General features: G+C 61.4%; 9 protein-coding genes. 8 read left to right on the top strand and 1 reads right to left on the bottom strand.

What is annotated here, in order from left to right:
- Positions 1-63 precede the first annotated feature (63 nt).
- From prmA to D8U60_RS20005, 8 genes are all read left to right on the top strand, one after another.
- Positions 64-942, top strand: a complete 879-nt coding sequence (gene prmA, locus D8U60_RS20040; protein WP_130900755.1) for a 50S ribosomal protein L11 methyltransferase — start codon at positions 64-66, stop codon at positions 940-942.
- 30 nt (positions 943-972) lie between these two features.
- Positions 973-2,232 carry a DUF3426 domain-containing protein gene (locus D8U60_RS20035; protein WP_130900754.1) on the top strand — a complete coding sequence of 420 codons (1,260 nt, stop codon included), beginning with the start codon at positions 973-975 and terminating at the stop codon, positions 2,230-2,232.
- Positions 2,233-2,416: 184 nt separating this feature from the next.
- Complete coding sequence (gene dusB / locus D8U60_RS20030; protein ID WP_016771866.1) at positions 2,417-3,427, top strand: tRNA dihydrouridine synthase DusB; 1,011 nt, start codon at positions 2,417-2,419, stop codon at positions 3,425-3,427.
- A complete protein-coding gene (fis, locus tag D8U60_RS20025) occupies positions 3,424-3,744 on the top strand; it encodes a DNA-binding transcriptional regulator Fis (RefSeq protein ID WP_002555375.1) in 321 nt (106 codons plus the stop codon). Before dusB ends, fis begins: the two co-directional genes overlap by 4 nt.
- A gap of 83 nt (positions 3,745-3,827) precedes the next feature.
- Positions 3,828-5,435, top strand: a complete 1,608-nt coding sequence (purH, locus tag D8U60_RS20020; protein WP_016771867.1) for a bifunctional phosphoribosylaminoimidazolecarboxamide formyltransferase/IMP cyclohydrolase — start codon at positions 3,828-3,830, stop codon at positions 5,433-5,435.
- A gap of 151 nt (positions 5,436-5,586) precedes the next feature.
- The gene (purD, locus tag D8U60_RS20015) at positions 5,587-6,882 is read left to right on the top strand and encodes a phosphoribosylamine--glycine ligase (protein ID WP_071174280.1); all 1,296 of its coding nucleotides are present in this window, start codon (positions 5,587-5,589) and stop codon (positions 6,880-6,882) included.
- Between the two features lie 99 nt (positions 6,883-6,981).
- Positions 6,982-9,759 (top strand): hybrid sensor histidine kinase/response regulator, encoded by a 2,778-nt coding sequence (locus D8U60_RS20010; RefSeq protein WP_130900753.1) that lies wholly within the window; start codon positions 6,982-6,984, stop codon positions 9,757-9,759.
- 62 nt (positions 9,760-9,821) lie between these two features.
- Complete coding sequence (locus tag D8U60_RS20005) at positions 9,822-10,418, top strand: MarC family protein (RefSeq protein WP_016771870.1); 597 nt, start codon at positions 9,822-9,824, stop codon at positions 10,416-10,418.
- Positions 10,419-10,495: 77 nt separating this feature from the next.
- On the opposite strand, the gene D8U60_RS20000 is transcribed toward D8U60_RS20005, so the two are convergent.
- Positions 10,496-17,602 carry a TcdA/TcdB pore-forming domain-containing protein gene (locus D8U60_RS20000; protein ID WP_130900752.1) on the bottom strand — a complete coding sequence of 2,369 codons (7,107 nt, stop codon included), beginning with the start codon at positions 17,600-17,602 and terminating at the stop codon, positions 10,496-10,498.
- Positions 17,603-17,942: the final 340 nt, after the last annotated feature.

Below are 17,942 nucleotides of genomic sequence, written 5' to 3'. Positions count from 1 at the left end.
CTGGCGTAAACTGCGCGCTTTTGCAGCTTCGGGCTGCCCCACAGATTTTCAAAGGTGCCCGCCATGCCTTGGCTGCAAGTCCGTCTCGCCATCACCCCGGAACAAGCCGAAACCTACGAGGACGCATTCCTCGAAGTCGGCGCCGTGTCGGTGACTTTCATGGACGCCGAAGACCAGCCGATCTTCGAACCGGAACTCAACACCACGCCACTGTGGTCGCACACTCACTTGCTGGCCCTGTTTGAAGGCGGCACGCAACCGGAACCGGTCCTCGCCCACCTGGAGCTGCTGACCGGCAGCCCGTTGCCCGAGCACCACAGCGAAGTCATCGAAGACCAGGACTGGGAACGCAGCTGGATGGACGGTTTCGAGCCGATGCGTTTCGGCCAGCGTCTGTGGATCGTGCCGAGCTGGCACGCCGCGCCCGAGCCTGACGCGGTCAACCTGCTGCTGGACCCGGGCCTGGCGTTCGGCACCGGCACCCACCCGACCACCGCGCTGTGCCTGGAATGGCTCGACGGCCAGGATCTGAAAGACTGCCACGTGCTCGACTTCGGCTGTGGCTCGGGGATTCTGGCGATTGCCGCCCTGCTGCTCGGCGCCAAACAAGCTGTGGGCACCGACATCGACGTGCAAGCGCTGGAAGCCTCGCGCGACAACGCCGGGCGCAACAACATTGCCGATGAGCTGTTCCCGCTGTACCTGCCCGAGGATCTGCCGCAGGTTCCGGCCGACGTACTGGTGGCCAATATTCTCGCCGGCCCGCTGGTGTCGCTGGCACCGCAGCTGTCCAGCCTGGTCAAGAGCGGTGGGCGCCTGGCGCTGTCGGGCATTCTCGCCGAGCAGGGCGAAGAAGTAGCGGCAGCTTATGCGCAGGACTTCGAGCTCGACCCGATCGCCAATCGCGATGGCTGGGTGCGCATCACCGGGCGTCGGCGCTAAAATGACCGCTTGCCTGAACCGGATCGCCGCATGACCGACAGTTTCGTCACCCAATGCCCGCATTGCCAGACCAGTTTCCGCGTCAACCATGCTCAGTTGAGCGTGGCGCGCGGCGTGGTTCGTTGCGGCTCCTGCCTGCAAGTGTTCAATGCCGCCAAGCAGCTGCTCGAGCAACATTCTGGCAAGGACACGGTGACGCCGCTCGCACCAGCGCTGCCTGAAACGCCCGCGCCTGTCAGCGATTCTGCGGTCGTCGAACAGATCCCCGCGCCGCGCGCCATCAGCCAGAAGCAATGGAGCGCGTCGGAACTGGATCTGGACAGCCTCGATCTGGACGAAGAACTCGCCCGCCTCGAACAGCGTGAAATCCAGCCGGTCGCAGAATTCGGCCGTACCCGCGAAGAATCCTTGAGCGCCCGGCGCGACAGCCCGGAACCGGACGAAGGCACATGGCCCGACAGCCTGTTCAGCGAGCCTGCCGATGAGCGCAGCGCCGCGCCGGATGTCGAACCGTATATCGAGGGCGTCGAAACCCTCGAACCCGAGCGCACCGAACCCTCGTTATCACTGGAACCGGTGGATCTGGATGACGAGCCGCCGATCCCGCAACTGCGCCTGCACGATCCGATCGACCCGGCCGCCCGCCGCGAGCGCTTCTCGGCCAGCGACGACAGCGATGACGACGATCTGCCGTTGATCACTTCGCCGCGCAAAAAACGCGAACGGGCCGAGCCCGGCGTGCGCGCCGAGGTCCTGCAGGATCTGACCGACGACCCGCTGCAACTGGACTGGCAGCAACGCCGTTCGCCCTGGGGCCGGCGCCTGCTCTGGCTGGTGCTGGTGCTGCTGGCCGCCGGCGGTCTTGCCGCTCAGTACATCTCCTATCATTTCGAGGAACTGGCGCGGCAGGATCAATACCGACCATGGTTCCAGCAGATCTGCCCGCAGATCGGCTGCACCGTGCCGTCGAAAGTCGATATCGGCAAAATCAAGAGCAGCAACCTGGTGGTGCGCAGCCATCCCGAGTTCAGCGGGGCGCTGGTGGTCGATGCAATCATTTACAACCGGGCGACGTTTTCCCAGCCGTTCCCCTTGCTCGAACTGCGTTTTGCCGACCTCAATGGTCATCTGATCGCCAGTCGTCGCTTCAAACCCGGCGAGTATCTGAGCGGCGATCTCGAAGGCCTCGCGGAAATGCCGCCGCAGACGCCGATCCATATCGCCCTGGATATTCTCGATCCGGGGCCGAAAGCGGTGAATTACAGCCTGAACTTCCACTCACCGGAATGAACCGCTTCAGCGTTTCCCGATTGACGGCATTTTTCTGACTGATCGCGGCCGACCAAACCGTTGGCGATAACAGAATAACTGTTCAGATTTTGTTCAATTCAGCCTTTAACCAGTCATCGAGAGCGGGTATCATGCCCACCCTTTTTCGAACTCTCATGATCCGGCCCCACTTCAGGGAAGTCCTATGTCGGCGGTACGCATCGGCCCATATACATTGCAGAACGGTTTGATTCTCGCCCCAATGGCGGGCGTCACCGACCAGCCCTTTCGTCAGCTGTGCAAGCGTCTGGGCGCAGGGCTTGTAGTCTCGGAAATGGTCACCAGCGACATGAGCCTGTGGAATACCCGCAAGTCGCGCATGCGCATGATCCACGAAGGCGATCCCGAGCCGCGCTCGGTGCAGATCGCAGGTGGCGACGCGCAGATGCTGGCCGATGCGGCACGGGCCAACGTCGAACTGGGCGCACAGATTATCGATATCAACATGGGTTGCCCGGCCAAAAAGGTCTGCAACAAGGCCGCCGGCTCCGCGTTGCTGAAAGACGAAGCACTGGTGACCGAGATCCTGCAGGCCGTAGTGGCCGCGGTTGATGTGCCGGTCACCCTGAAGATCCGCACCGGCTGGGATCGCGAAAACAAGAATGGCCTGAACGTGGCGAAGATCGCCGAACAGGCCGGGATCACAGCGCTGGCCGTACATGGCCGTACGCGCGCCGATCTGTACACAGGGGAAGCCGAGTACGACACGATTGCCGCGATCAAGCAGGCGGTGTCGATCCCGGTGTTTGCCAATGGCGATATCGATTCGCCGGAAAAGGCCCGATACGTGCTTGATGCGACCGGTGCCGATGGCCTGCTGATAGGCCGTGCCGCTCAAGGGCGGCCATGGATTTTTCGCGAGATCGATCACTTCCTGCGCACCGGCGAGAAATTGCCCGCGCCGGAACTGAGCGAAGTGGAACGCATCCTGCTGGAGCATCTGGCTGCCCTTCACGCCTTCTATGGCGACGTGATGGGCGTGCGCATTGCCCGCAAGCATGTGGGCTGGTATCTCGCAACCTTGCCGGGCGCCAGGGAGTTTCGCGCCCGTTTCAATCGTTTGGATGGTACGGAAACACAATGCGCCGACGTTCGGGAGTTCTTCGCCGAGCGTTACAAGAGCCTGACAGGGGACGAAGAAGGGGTGGCCGCATGACGATGATGACCGAGACTTTAGTGAGTGGAACAACACCCGTGAGCGACAACGTGAATTTGAAACAGCACCTCAACACGCCGAGCGAAGAAGGCCAGACCCTTCGCGGGAGTGTCGAGAAGGCGCTGCACAATTATTTCGCCCACCTTGAGGGCGCGTCCGTCACGGATGTGTACAACCTGGTGCTGTCCGAAGTCGAGGCGCCCCTGCTCGAAAGCGTGATGAACTACGTCAAGGGCAACCAGACCAAGGCCAGTGAGCTGCTGGGACTGAACCGCGGCACGCTGCGCAAGAAACTCAAGCAGTACGATCTGCTGTAAGCATTCAATCAAACCAGAAAGGCGCCCGCGTAAAAAACGGTCGCCTTTTTTGCTGACTTCCTTTGCTTTTGATGGAAATTGAGATGACCGACCAGACTACCCGCCTGCCGATCCGCCGCGCCTTGATCAGCGTTTCCGACAAGACCGGGATCCTCGAATTCGCCAAGGAGCTCGAAGCTCTGGGCGTCGAGATCCTCTCCACCGGCGGAACGTTCAAGCTGCTGCGTGACAACGGCGTTGCCGCAGTGGAAGTCGCGGATTACACCGGTTTCGCCGAGATGATGGACGGTCGGGTGAAAACCCTGCACCCGAAAATCCACGGCGGCATCCTCGGTCGTCGCGGTACTGACGATGCGATCATGAACGAGCACGGCATCAAGCCGATCGATCTGGTAGCGGTCAACCTGTACCCGTTCGAAGCGACCATCAACAAGCCAGGCTGCGACCTGCCGACCGCCATCGAGAACATCGACATCGGCGGGCCGACCATGGTCCGTTCGGCAGCGAAGAACCACAAAGACGTGGCCATCGTGGTGAATGCCAGCGATTACGCCAGCGTTCTGGAAAACCTCAAGGCCGGCGGCCTGACCTACGCTCAGCGTTTCGACCTGATGCTCAAGGCCTTCGAACACACCGCCGCCTACGACGGCATGATCGCCAACTACATGGGCACCGTGAACCAGGCCGCTGAAACCTTGAGCACTGAAGGTCGCAGCGAATTCCCGCGCACCTTCAACAGCCAGTTCATCAAGGCTCAGGAAATGCGCTACGGCGAGAACCCGCACCAGAGCGCGGCGTTCTACGTGGAAGCCAAGCCGGCCGAAGTCGGCATCGCCACCGCGACCCAGCTGCAAGGCAAAGAACTGTCGTACAACAACGTCGCCGACACCGACGCTGCGCTGGAATGCGTGAAGAGCTTCGTCAAGCCAGCGTGCGTGATCGTCAAGCACGCCAACCCGTGCGGCGTGGCGGTCAGCCCGGACGCTGAAGGCGGCATCCGTCAGGCTTACGAACTGGCCTACGCCACCGACACCGAGTCGGCGTTCGGCGGCATCATCGCCTTCAACCGTGAACTGGATGCCGAGACCGCCAAAGCGATCGTCGAGCGCCAGTTCGTTGAAGTGATCATCGCCCCATCGGTCAGCGAAGAAGCCCGCGCCATCGTGGCCGCGAAAGCCAACGTACGCCTGCTGGCCTGCGGCGAGTGGTCGGCTGACCGCGCCGCTGCCTGGGATTACAAGCGCGTCAACGGTGGCCTGCTGGTGCAGAGCCGCGATATCGGCATGATCAGCGCCGACGACCTGAAAGTGGTGACCAAACGCGCGCCGACCGAACAGGAAATCCACGACCTGATCTTCGCCTGGAAAGTCGCCAAGTACGTCAAATCCAACGCCATCGTCTACGCCAAGAATCGCCAGACCATCGGTGTCGGCGCCGGCCAGATGAGCCGCGTCAACTCGGCCCGCATCGCCGCGATCAAGGCTGAGCACGCCGGTTTGCAGGTCGCCGGTTCGGTCATGGCGTCCGACGCATTCTTCCCGTTCCGCGACGGCCTCGACAACGCGGCCAAGGTCGGCATCACTGCGGTGATCCAGCCGGGCGGTTCGATGCGTGACAACGAAGTGATTGCTGCTGCTGATGAAGCCGGCATCGCAATGGTATTCACCGGCATGCGCCACTTCCGTCACTGATTATTTTGCTTGATCGTACCCACGCTCTGCGTGGGCACGCAGCCCGGGACGCTCCGCGTCCCTCGGACGCGGAGCGTCCGTAGAGGCATTCCCACGCGGAGCGTGGGAACGATCAGCCCCCACAGAATTAGCGTCATCCGAGGTTTTTGAAATGAATGTTTTGATCATTGGCAGCGGTGGCCGTGAACACGCTCTGGCCTGGAAAGTGGCTCAGGATCCGCGTGTGCAGAAGGTTTTCGTTGCACCGGGCAACGCTGGCACCGCTATTGAAGCCAAGTGTGAGAACGTCGCCATCGACGTGCTGGCGCTGGAGCAACTGGCTGACTTCGCCGAGAAAAACGTTTCCCTGACCATCGTCGGCCCGGAAGTGCCGCTGGTGGCTGGCGTGGTCGATCTGTTCCGCTCCCGTGGCCTGGACTGCTTCGGTCCGACCGCCGGTGCTGCGCAACTGGAAGGCTCGAAAGCCTTCACCAAGGATTTCCTCGCGCGCCACAAGATCCCGACCGCCGATTACCAGAACTTCACCGAGATCGAGCCGGCCCTGGCTTATCTGCGTGAGAAAGGCGCGCCGATCGTGATCAAGGCCGATGGCCTGGCTGCCGGCAAAGGCGTGATCGTCGCCATGACCCTGGCCGAAGCCGAAGACGCCGTGCGTGACATGCTCGCCGGCAACTCGTTTGGCGACGCCGGTTCACGTGTGGTGATCGAAGAATTCCTCGACGGCGAAGAAGCTTCGTTCATCGTCATGGTCGACGGCAAGAACGTGCTGCCGATGGCCACCAGCCAAGACCACAAACGCGTCGGCGACGGCGACAGCGGCCCGAACACCGGTGGCATGGGTGCCTACTCCCCTGCCCCGGTGGTCACCGCCGAGGTGCATCAGCGCGTGATGGACCAGGTGATCTGGCCGACCGTACGCGGCATGGCCGACGAAGGTAACGTCTACACTGGTTTCCTCTATGCCGGTCTGATGATCGACAAGGCCGGCAATCCGAAGGTTATCGAGTTCAACTGCCGCTTCGGCGATCCGGAAACCCAACCGGTGATGCTGCGTCTGCAATCGAGCCTGGTGCTGCTGGTTGAAGCCGCATTGGCGCAAGCGCTGGACAAGATCGAAGCACAGTGGGATCCGCGTCCGAGCGTTGGCATCGTGCTGGCCGCTGGCGGCTACCCGGGCGACTACGCCAAAGGCGCAGCGATCAACGGTCTGGACGCGGCGGCAGGTCTGGAAGGCAAAGTCTTCCACGCCGGCACCGCACTGAAAGACGGTCAGGTCGTTACTGCCGGTGGTCGTGTACTGTGTGCCACTGCCATGGGCGCCACCGTCGGTGAAGCTCAGCAGCAGGCCTACAAACTTGCCGCTGCCATCGACTGGGAAGGCTGCTTCTACCGCAAGGACATCGGCTACCGCGCCATTGCCCGTGAACGCGGCGAAACCCAGGAGTAAGCGATCCATCAGGCCCGGCGCGGGATGCCATTCCTCGCCGGGCTGTTCGGTCGTCGCGCATCGTTATATTCTGGCATCAACCTACGAAGGGATTTCGCCGTGCGCTGGCTCAGGATTGCCATAAGCTTCACCGTCACGCTGATGACCTTGCTCTGCACGCTCCCGGCCCAGGCCGCGCAAGGCAGTGGCTGGTCGGTATTGCTTGACGATCAGGGCATCCTGCAACTGAGCGACATCCGCTCCGCTCGCTACACCAATCAATTCAGCCCCATCGAGCTTGACCGCCTGACCGCGGCCGAACCCGACGGCGCCCTGTGGCTGCGCTTCAAACTGGCGCCGGGCAAGCACGAACAAGTGCTGCGCATCTTTGCCCCCGACCTGTCCCAACTCAATCTCTACGTGCTCGACGGCGACCGGCTGATCGAGCAACGCAATACCGGCAACGAACGGCCCCAGGCCGAACATCCATTGCCGAGCAGCGATTTCATGCTGCCGCTGCCCCAGGCCGACAAACCGCTGGACGTCTACGTACGCATGGTTTCCGACCATCAGCTGCGCCCGCACATCACCCTGCAAGCGGCAATCGAAGGCGCCGCCGATCAGAAGCAGACGCTGATTTTCGGCCTGCTGTTCGGCTGCCTCGCCATGCTCCTGCTGCACAACCTGGTGCGCTACGCCTACTCGCGCTCGCGCAGCAGTCTGTGGCTGGCGATCTGTGAAGGCCTGCTGGGGCTGAGTCTGTTTCTGTTGCTCAACCTCGCCGGTCCGTGGCTGCCGAACTGGCAAGCCATTCAGACGCCGGGCGCTTATCTGGCACTGCTGCTGACGGCTCCAGCCGGTTTGATGTTCGCCCTGCGCTTCTTTGCGCCACTGGGCCAGCACGCGCTGAACAAACTGCTGTGGGGCGACATTCTGTTGATCGTCACGTGCAGCCTGTTGCTGCTGTTCGTCAACACCTTGCCGCTGAACATCATCACCTACGCCCTGGTCGCACTGGCCGGCCTGAGCATGTTGCTGGTGGGCTTCTATCACTGGCAAAAAGGCTATCGCCCGGCGCGTCTGTTCGTCGCCGCCATGGTCGTGTTCAACATCGGCACCCTGGTTATCCTGCCGGCGCTGCTCGGCCTGACACTGGTCACGCCGCAAGGCCTGATCATGACGCTGATGGTGTTCATCTGCATCAGCGGCCTGCTGATGAGCATTGCCTTGGGCGAGCGACAGCGCAGCATCACCGAAAGCCGTTTCAGCATCAGCCGCGACCTCGCGGCAAGCAACGCCGAAATCAACGCCAAAGCCGAATTCCTCGCCAAGATCAGCCACGAAATCCGCACACCGATGAACGGTGTACTGGGCATGACCGAGCTGCTGCTGGGCACGCCGCTGTCGGTCAAGCAACGCGATTACGTGCAGACCATCCACAGCGCCGGCAACGAACTGCTGACGCTGATCAACGAGATCCTCGACATCTCCAAGCTCGAATCCGGGCAGATCGAACTCGATGACGTGCAGTTCGACCTCAACGCGCTGATCGATGATTGTCTGAGCATCTACCGGGCCAAGGCCGAGCAACAGAACGTCGAGCTGATCAGTTTCATCCAGCCGCAAGTGCCACGGGTGATCAGCGGCGATCCGACGCGCCTGCGCCAGACCTTGCTGAGCCTGCTGGAAAACGCCCTGAAGAAAACCGAAGAAGGCGAAGTACTGATCGTCGTCGCCCTTGACGAGCGCAGCAGCAAACCGCGCCTGCGCATTGCCGTGCAGGACAGCGGCGTGCCAATGGAGCCGGAAGAGCGCGAGGCGCTGCTGCACGCCGAATTGCACAGCAAGCACTTCCTCTCGGCCAATCGCCTGGGCGGCAATCTCGGCCTGGTGATTGCGCGGCAACTGATTCGTCTGATGCAAGGCGAGTTCGGCATCAAGAGCGGCGCCACTCAGGGCAGCACTTTGTGGCTGACCTTGCCGCTGGACCCGGATCGCCTCGAACATCCGACGTCCGATCTGGACAGCCCACTGCAAGGCGCACGGGTGCTGGTAGTCGACGATAACGACACCTGTCGCAAAGTGCTGGTACAGCAATGCAGCGCCTGGGGCCTGAATGTCAGCGCCGTGCCGTCGGGCAAGGAAGCGCTGGCGCTGCTGCGCACCAAGGCGCACCTGCGCGATTACTTCGACGTGGTCCTGCTCGACCAGAACATGCCCGGCATGACCGGCATGCAACTGGCAGCGAAGATCAAGGAAGACCCGAGCTTGAACCACGACATTCTGCTGATCATGCTCACCGGCATCAGCAACGCGCCGAGCAAGATCATTGCGCGCAATTCGGGGATCAAACGGATTCTGGCCAAACCGGTGGCCGGTTATACGCTCAAGACCACGCTGGCGGACGAACTCAATCAGCGCAACAAGGGCCAAGTGGTGTTCCAGCCGCAAGTCGTTACGGCGGCCACTGCTGCGAAAGTGCCGAGCGACTTCCGCATCCTCGTCGCCGAAGACAACACCATCTCGACCAAAGTGATCCGTGGCATGCTCGGCAAGCTCAATCTGCAACCGGACACCGCGAGCAATGGCGAAGAAGCGCTGCAAGCGATGAAGGCCCAACGTTACGACCTGGTGCTGATGGACTGCGAAATGCCGATCCTCGATGGCTTCTCCGCGACGCAGCAACTGCGCGCCTGGGAAGTCAGCAATCAGCGCATCCGCACACCGATCGTCGCCCTCACCGCGCACATTCTCGCCGAACACAAAGAACGCGCCCGCCAGGCCGGCATGGACGGGCACATGTCCAAACCGGTGGAGCTGTCGCAACTGCGTGAACTGATCGAGCATTGGGTCGCCGAACGTGATCAGCAGAACCGGGCCACGACCCAGCCGTCGTAAACCGACAGATTGTCCGGTGCCTGATAGACTCCCCCCGACTCCATCGCCAGTGAGCTTGCATCATGCTCCATGTGTTGTTCAGCGTTTATCTGAAGATGCTGGTGCTCTACAGCCCGTTCTTCGTGTTGTCCTGCTTTATCAGCCTGACCCGTGGCTATTCGCGCAAGGAACAGCGGCGTCTGGCGTGGAAGGTCGCCCTCGCCACACTGATTTCCAGTGTTCTGCTGTATTTGTTCGGGCGGGTGATTTTCGATGTCTTCGGCATCACCGTGGACGCCTTTCGCATCGGTGCTGGCAGCGTGTTGTTCATTTCGGCGCTGGGCATGGCCCAGGGCAAACCGGCGGTGCAGGCCGACAATGTGCAGCAGGACGTGACCATCGTGCCGCTGACCATTCCGCTGACGGTCGGCCCCGGCACGATCGGCGCCTTGCTGGTGATGGGCGTCAGCCAGCCGCACTGGGACGACAAGCTCACCGCAATCATGAGTATTGCGCTCGCCAGTTTCACTGTCGGTGTGGTGCTGTACCTGTCCAATCGCATCGAGCGGATTCTCGGCGATCAGGGCTTGCAGATTGTCAGCCGCTTGATGGGATTGTTCGTTTGCGCGCTGGCAGCGCAAATCATCTTTACCGGTGTGAAGGGTTATCTGGTGCCTTGAGCATTGTCGCAGTGCAACCGCCACAACAAACGCCGCGTACGGTCACCGTTCGCGGCGTTTTGTTGTGCATGGCGGCCTCAGCGCAGCGCTGCGATCACCGCTGTCAGGCTGACCGTTGCCTCGACACCGCGCGCAGTGGCGAAGGCTTGCAGCCCTTGAGCCAGCGTCAAGGTATGTGGCCGCCCGGCGATGGGCAGCATCAGTAGCAGTGGGCGTTGTCCGTCGAAATTGCGCACGATCAGACTGTGTCCGGAGTCCGGATCGGTCAGCACCACATCGTCATCGACCCGCGACATCCACCAATGCCCGCACTCGTCCAGATCCAGATCCAGCAGGCAAGGTTCTGCCGTTTCAGCATCCGAAGCCTGTCGCCCATCGACCACGATGCAGTCCAGGCGCTGGAAGGACGCTTGCGACAGCCGATAACCCGAGGTCTGCGCACCGTAAGCCAGCAGCAGCCTGGCGACGCCTTCGGGCAGCAATGGCTCGATCTCTGTCATGTCATCACCCACCTCGAGCGCCAGGACTTCGGCGTCGCGCTGGGCATAACTGCCGGGCAGCCAGACGCCGTCGTTCGGGCCGGCGCTGAAAATCAACTGGTCGCCCGGGTCGAACAGCATCGGCTGCTTCGACCCGCGCGTACCGAGGAATGCCGACCACTGCCCGTCGCTGCGCCCGGCCAGATCGAACAACCGGTCAAGTGGCGGCAGGTAATACAGGTAGCGTCCGGTTGCACTTGCCACTTGTATGACAGGCGCGTGGGCATGCCCTTGCAACAATGCTCGCAGGCGCGCACGTAACTGTTCATCACTCTGACCCGGCACATGAGACCAGCGATTTTCCATGCCAACGATCATTGCCGGCTGGTTATCGAGCAATTGCAGATGCACCCCGTCGAGGGTCTGCGCGACCAGCCCTTCACCCTGGCGCCGCACCTGAGCAAAAATCCATGACGTCCAGACCTTTTCAGGCCTGCCGAGCGCCTGCGGTTTCAGCAAACGATGGTCCTCGGCAAACACTCCCCGCAGTGCTTCGATCGCCATCAGCGGCTGGCGATAAAGTTGTCCGGCGCTGACCTCAAGCAACCAGACAGCGCTTTGATCCGGGGTCAGACCGAGCAGCGCCAGCTCCTTGCCCTGACCGATATCAGCCACAGCGATTCTGCCATCGACACACCATGCCGCCAGGAACGCCTGACCTGCCACATCACGTAAACCGAAGATCGGCAACGGCAGCAACGGCGCTTTCGTGGCCAGCGGGGGCAATGCGCTCAACCAATCGGGATGTCGCTGCAGCCAACGCGGCCCGACACCGGCGAAGCGGAGAATCGACGGTTTATCGGCCTGATCGAGCCACGCCTCATCGCTTCTGTGGGCAAGGGAAGGTACCCCGTACTGAAACACAATCGCGTCGTCGATCGCTGCCGCTGCCGGCACGTCGACGATATCGATTTCGAACAGTCGGCCGTCGTCCTTGGTGGCGATGAAACGCTGATTGGTCTGAGTGACCTCCACCACATCGTGTTCGATCACCACATTCTGCCAATGACCGGCACGGGGTTCGATGCCGCGGCTGATCGTCCGCTCCTGCGGGCTATAGAACAGCACCGCGTTGTTTTCCGAGCTGGACGGCACCAGCATCAACAAGTCCTCGGGCCAGGACCGGTCCTGCCCGGCCTGAATGCACTTGCCCGTCGCCTTGTTCAGCCAGGCCCGGTCGCGCAGCTGCAACCCGGCATAGCCTTCCACGACAATGAGCGGAGCATAAGACCAGCCGCTGCTGCTGGCGGGCGTGTCTGGCGATTCGCGCCTGAACGGGGCATCGATTTGTCGAAGCGCTTCGCGCGGTTCGAACCGATAATCCTCTGCCGCGAAAGTGATCTTGCAAGCCGTCAGCTCCACATCCCGACCGGTGATCCGATACTCGATGGTGGTGGTGCCATGCAACGCTTCTGCCGTCAGCTTCTGCACAATCCGCAGCGCACCATCGGCTTGTTGTTGGCAGCCAATGATCGTCGATCCCATACGCGGATTTTTCAGACGGTAGCGATGCTGGACGGTGCCGGTCAGCACATCGACCCGCCACAGCGATGGATGATCGGGATGATAAAACCACGCATGGCCCGCGCTGACGCCTGCCAGAACCACGCCCTCGTTGACCTCCTGCGGCAGGTTACGTGCGAACAGCACCCGGTCCCGCGCAGTGTCGTAATAGCCGGTGGTCACCACTGGTTGGCCCGGCGAATTGAACGGCACTCTGAAGTTACGCAACGGCAAATACGCTGCGGTCAATTGCCCGCTGGTGACCTGAGCGCGCAGATAGCGCAGAACCGGCGCCGGGATGCCGCTGGCTGTCATGTCGGCGCTGCGCAGCTGATCCGCAGCTTCGTTTTCGTAGTCGAGAACAACACCGATCAGATGCAGGCTGAGGCCTGTCCAGTCGATCCGGAACAGCCCCTCGGCCAGCTCGATGACACCGTCGAAACGATTCAACATCACGCCATCGACCAGCATGTCAGGTGCGCTGTCGATGCTGTCCCGTGGCTTTTCCCGAAAGCTGACCTGTTCCACCCGGGCCCAGGACGCTTGCACCGTCCATGTCACCCGTTCCCAGCCCTGCGCTTGTTCGAAATTCACCGCCAGCAGGCCTGGCGCCAATCGAATCCGGTATTGCCCCTGCGGCGCGGTGATCCGGTAGGCAATCTTCTCGCGCCACTCTGGTGGCAGGTCCGGAACCACCAGTTGGCTGACCTCAGCGCTCAACTGCACCTTGATCGTCGTGGCCATGAAGACCGGATGCAGCTTGTAAAGGATGTGTGGCGCAAACGGCGTGCTGAACAGGTAAAACACCCGGTTACCGAGCGCGTCATATTCCAGCTGATGTGCCAGACGGTCATGCAACCGCGGATAGCGGGTCGTGGAAAAAGGCACGGCCCCGGCGCTGCCGAGCTGATATTCGTAGCCGTAGTAACAGACGGGTGAACAGGGCAGCACCAGCGCCTCGGGCAAGGTCCCCCAGACGCTGCCGACAGCAGGCCGTTGAAAGGCTCTGGGGATGTTGATCGCGGCATGTCGCCTGGCTGGATCATCGTCGTACTGCGGCAGCTCCAGCGCACTGCCTTTCCAGGGGTAAAACTTCTGCCCCTCGAACGCCACCCTTCTGCTGTGCAGATCCACCTCGGTTATCACGGCCAGAGCGGGGAACTGCAAGACCGCACCAGCGCGTTCGTAAGATTGCTGATAAGCGTCGTGAATCTGCGAGAGGTGCTCGCCGATGGCCGCAGCCTTGTCCATGATCTGCCCGAGATTGCTGGCAATGGCGGTCACCCCGATACCCACGCCCAGTAGCGGCACGGCCAGCGCTGCGGCGAACGCGCCCACCGTTCCGCCCGCTGCCAGGGCGACAAGATCCAGACCCAGCGCCGCCGTGTTGAACGCCAGGGACGTGGAGAACCGCGCTCGCTGCTCATGATTCTCTGCCTGCGTCAGGTTGTAGATGTCGAAGCCGATATTGGCCACGGAAAATGCCACACCAACGCCCGTGGCGGCGTGTCCTGCCAGGCGTGCGGCGAATGAGCCCTGCTGCAACGCCCGCTCGGCCGCTGCTGCCTGACGCACCAGTTGGACGATCTGCACAGCATCGCTGGCGACACCAAAGCCCAGCTGTGCATAACTGACGTACACCTGGATCTGCAGAGCAACGGTCAGCGCCGGCACGGTATCGCCAGCGCGGTAATCGCGCTGGCGCATTTCACTGATCAGCGTCTGGATCGCAAAGGCAAAACTCAGCCGGCTGCCACCGTCGTGGTCAGCCGTCTGCCCGGGCCTGGCCGCACCGCCCTGCACGAGTCGTTCGACGTATTGCCTGATTTTCTGAAAGCGCGAATCGCGGGTGATCACCGTCAGGGGGGGTTGCGCATTGCGCGGATCGATCAGGGTAATGCTGTGGCCGCCGTCGGCTTTGTTGCCGAGGGTATCGAGCAACGGCACGTAATCACCCGCCACCTTGTGCTCACGGCGCAAGCGCTCGGTCGCCTGCTCGAACTCGCTGGCCCAGTAGCGTGCATCCAGTTGCGCGAGACTGGCGCCCAGTCGAGCGTTTTCGCCCAGAGATCGGGTGCGGGCCAACGCTTGTTTGTGCCAGATCGACGCTCCCTGCGGATCGGCCAGTGCAACGTTGTGCAGAAAACTGTCCACGCGCAGATCCGATGACAGCCTGCGTTCGGCGATCGCCCAGGTGTCCAGTTCGATCACGTTGAATGGCGCATTGGCCGCTTCGCCCAGACCATAAAGCTTCGCCAGCGCGTTATCGTCTGCGCTCAGATAATGCTCTACGCCACGCTGCAACTGCGCACCATCGGCAAACCCATAGATAGCAAAGTTGGGGTCGTAGAAGCGATAGGCCGCGTGCTCACCGGTTCGCACTTTGGCCAGCAGCAGGGCGTGGTCGCCGGTATCGAGCAGCAGCACCGCAGGTGCCGCAGTGGCGTCCAACGCGGCGATGATGCTGTCCATGCGCTGCACGCCGCGAGCGCTGCCGACCTCGCCGGTGGGCAAGGCGCGCAGTTCGTCCAGCGCACTGCGCAACGCCCGCGAGCCAAGTTCGTCGGGACTCGCGCTGGCGCTGGCGACATGCCCGACCAACGCCCGCTCCGCCGGCTCGCCAGTTGCAACGGCGGCGCCCATCAGCAGCACCAGCGGATAACAGCGGCGCCCCGGTTCGCCTGCGTTGTGCTGCAACAGATCCTGCGGCAACTGCTTGACCGACACCGCGCCAGCCTTGAAAAAGACCTCACGCACCTGGCCGCTGCGCTGCAAGATCTGCGTGCGAAACTCCTGCCGGGCGCTGCGCTTGATCTGGCCGATACGCTCGCCCCACTGGCGCAGCGTCAGCGGCTCGGACATGGCTTGCACCTTGAGTTCGCGGGTCGTCGATGTGGCCGTCGGCAGGTCGCGTTCCAGCCCGTTCTCGAACGCCGCCGAGCGGCGCTGGCGCACGGCTTGTTCAATCGCATCGTAGCGCGCGAAAGTGCCGTCGCGGTCGGTGGCGATGGCCAGGTCGCGCACCTGTTGCCAGGTATCGGCGAACCCGCCATCGTCCACGCTCGTGGCACCGAAAATGCCGCCGAGCACGACTCGCATCGACGGGCTCAGTTGCTCCAGCGGCAACGTACCGTGGGCGATGCGGCTGAACAGTTCGTTGAGATGGCTGATGGAATCCGCACCACGGGAAGTCGGCACAGCGACAGGTCCTTGCGCGAGCACCTGTTGGCGGGTGTCGAAGTCGATGACCACGGCTTGATCGAAGGTAACCTCCCCGCTCAACTTGTCGCGCATCGCTCGAATGAACGGCTCGCCGAGATCATCCATCAAACGTTGCAGCACCGCGGTCAACAGCACCGATTTGCCTTCGACAACGGGCCAGCCGCGCTCGAAGGTCAGGCTTCGATCACTGAGCAGGTCGGACAAGCGTCCGGCATAACGGGATTTGAGCTTGCCCTCGGCCCACCGGGCGTGTTCCATCTCCAGCCAGTCTTTTTCCGTGCCCCTGACGATCCAGCCGGAAATGGTTTCCTCTTCGGTATTGACGTTGTAGCCCTCGCGCAAACGCTGTTGCGCCAACACCTGACGAGTGAAAAACGGATCGCAATTGGCTTCGATGTATTCATGCAATCCGGCGAGGGCCGCGCCCGGGCCGGTGAGCGCTACCGTACCCCCCGCGTCATTACGAATGCCGTCCTGGTAATAGCTGACAACCGCTTTGAGCAATTGGTAGGCATAAGCTTCATTCCAGTTGGTGAAGTTCGACCTGACCAACATCTCTTCGATGACTGCCGCCGCGACCGTGGTCAGGGTTTCACTGTCGGCCCACCCGGATCCCGAGTTGGCCATGCGTCTTTCAACTTCAGTAAGCACGTCGTAATTAAGCCGAATCACTTGCATGATCGACATCGTCATGCCGCTGCCCGGCTGGGCGATGAAATGTGCATTCATTTCTTCGCCGATTTGCAGCCCCATGCGAAAGCCGTTCTCGCCGGCCTCCACGGTTTGTGGCGGCACGAACAGTTCAAGCACGTCGGGTTTGCTGCGAGCATAATCCTCGAGAAGTTGTTTATGTTGTTCTGGGAGACTGTCGGTTCTGTCGGGGTAATGCTGCGGATCGCGTCCAGGCATCAACTGCGGGTTGTTGTTCAACAGAAGTTGCAGAACACCGATCTTTTGCGTCTGGCTGTAATCGCTGATATCGACACCGCCCAACTTATCGAGCAGTGGCGGCAGATAATCCATGTCGGTATAACGCCCGCCTTCACGAAGTTCTGCCTGCAAGCGCACCACATCGCTCGCTGCGGCAAAGTTACCGCGCATCGAAACTTCGCGGCGGTAAACGTCCGCCAGCAAGTCATCGGCAAAGGCGTGAGATACATCGCGTAATTGCAGATCCGCGCCAACCATCGCCAGATGGCTGTCGAGGCAGCGCTGACGAAAAGCCTGCAGCGTCGCGCGGTCCTTGCCATAAGCACGCACCATCAGGTCGATGCGCGCTTGATCGGCTCGCCCCTTCCACTTCGGCTGGCTGAGGTAGTCGAACATCTGCTGTTTCAACACCCGTGCGCGGTCTTCAATCATCGTCGCCAGTTGCCCGGCATGCTTGAGTGCAGCGCCACCGGACGCCATCGCATCAGCCCTGGCACTGTCGAGAATGACCCGGTTCATTTCGAAAGCCAGCAACGCATCGCTGTCGTACCAAAGGTTGAAGCGGTAACCCTCCGCCGCCATCACCTGGCGCCAGATATTCATGTAATCGCGCTGATTGACACCGACTTCGCTGCCGCCAACCCAAACGAAATGGATGACCTTCGGAACCGGCCGGATCAGCCCCGACAACATTTCCACGGTCGTCGAAAGCCGTGACAGATAACGTTGCAGCCCGCGCGCAATGTCATCGACAGCCACCGGGACAGGGGTTTTCTTGCGTTTGAGCAGCGCTGCAAGTTGCTCTTGAAACAGGCTCGCCAGGGTCAACAACGACACCGGATCGGTCGTTTGACTGGCTTGCTGGTAACAGTCGTTCAGCGCTTGGTACTGCGCCGAGGCAGAGAACTCCCGTAACGCCCTGGAGATCACCGAATACTCTTGCGCAGATACGAACGCTCGCCCGAACGAATAATCGTTTTTCAAAGCCATTACACACTCCTTGTTTATTAAATGGCTCATTGACCGCGCACACTTTCGCGCCGCTGCAGAGCGGTAGATTGATTTGAACGACACTCGACAAGTGCTGTGAACACAGCACCCTAGTGGGCGAATACGCGCCACACAAACAACAAGGAATACAAAGCTTGTCCCCGGCAATATCTGATAACACCGGAGCAGTACGCTGTAACGGCAGCGAAATAATTAGCGGAGCGGCGCGACCGTCGGGCATAAAAAATGGCCCTGCCCTGTGGGACATGACCATTGTTTATTGCTGGTGGAAAACAATTGAAACTTCAATCGGACTTACAACCGCTCAAACTTTCCCGTC

The organism is Pseudomonas sp. Sample_11, from assembly GCF_004307505.1.
GTDB classification, from domain to species: Bacteria; Pseudomonadota; Gammaproteobacteria; order Pseudomonadales; family Pseudomonadaceae; genus Aquipseudomonas; species Aquipseudomonas atacamensis.
Note: the sequence above shows the minus strand (reverse complement) of the source record. Positions and strands in the feature narration are given on the sequence as shown.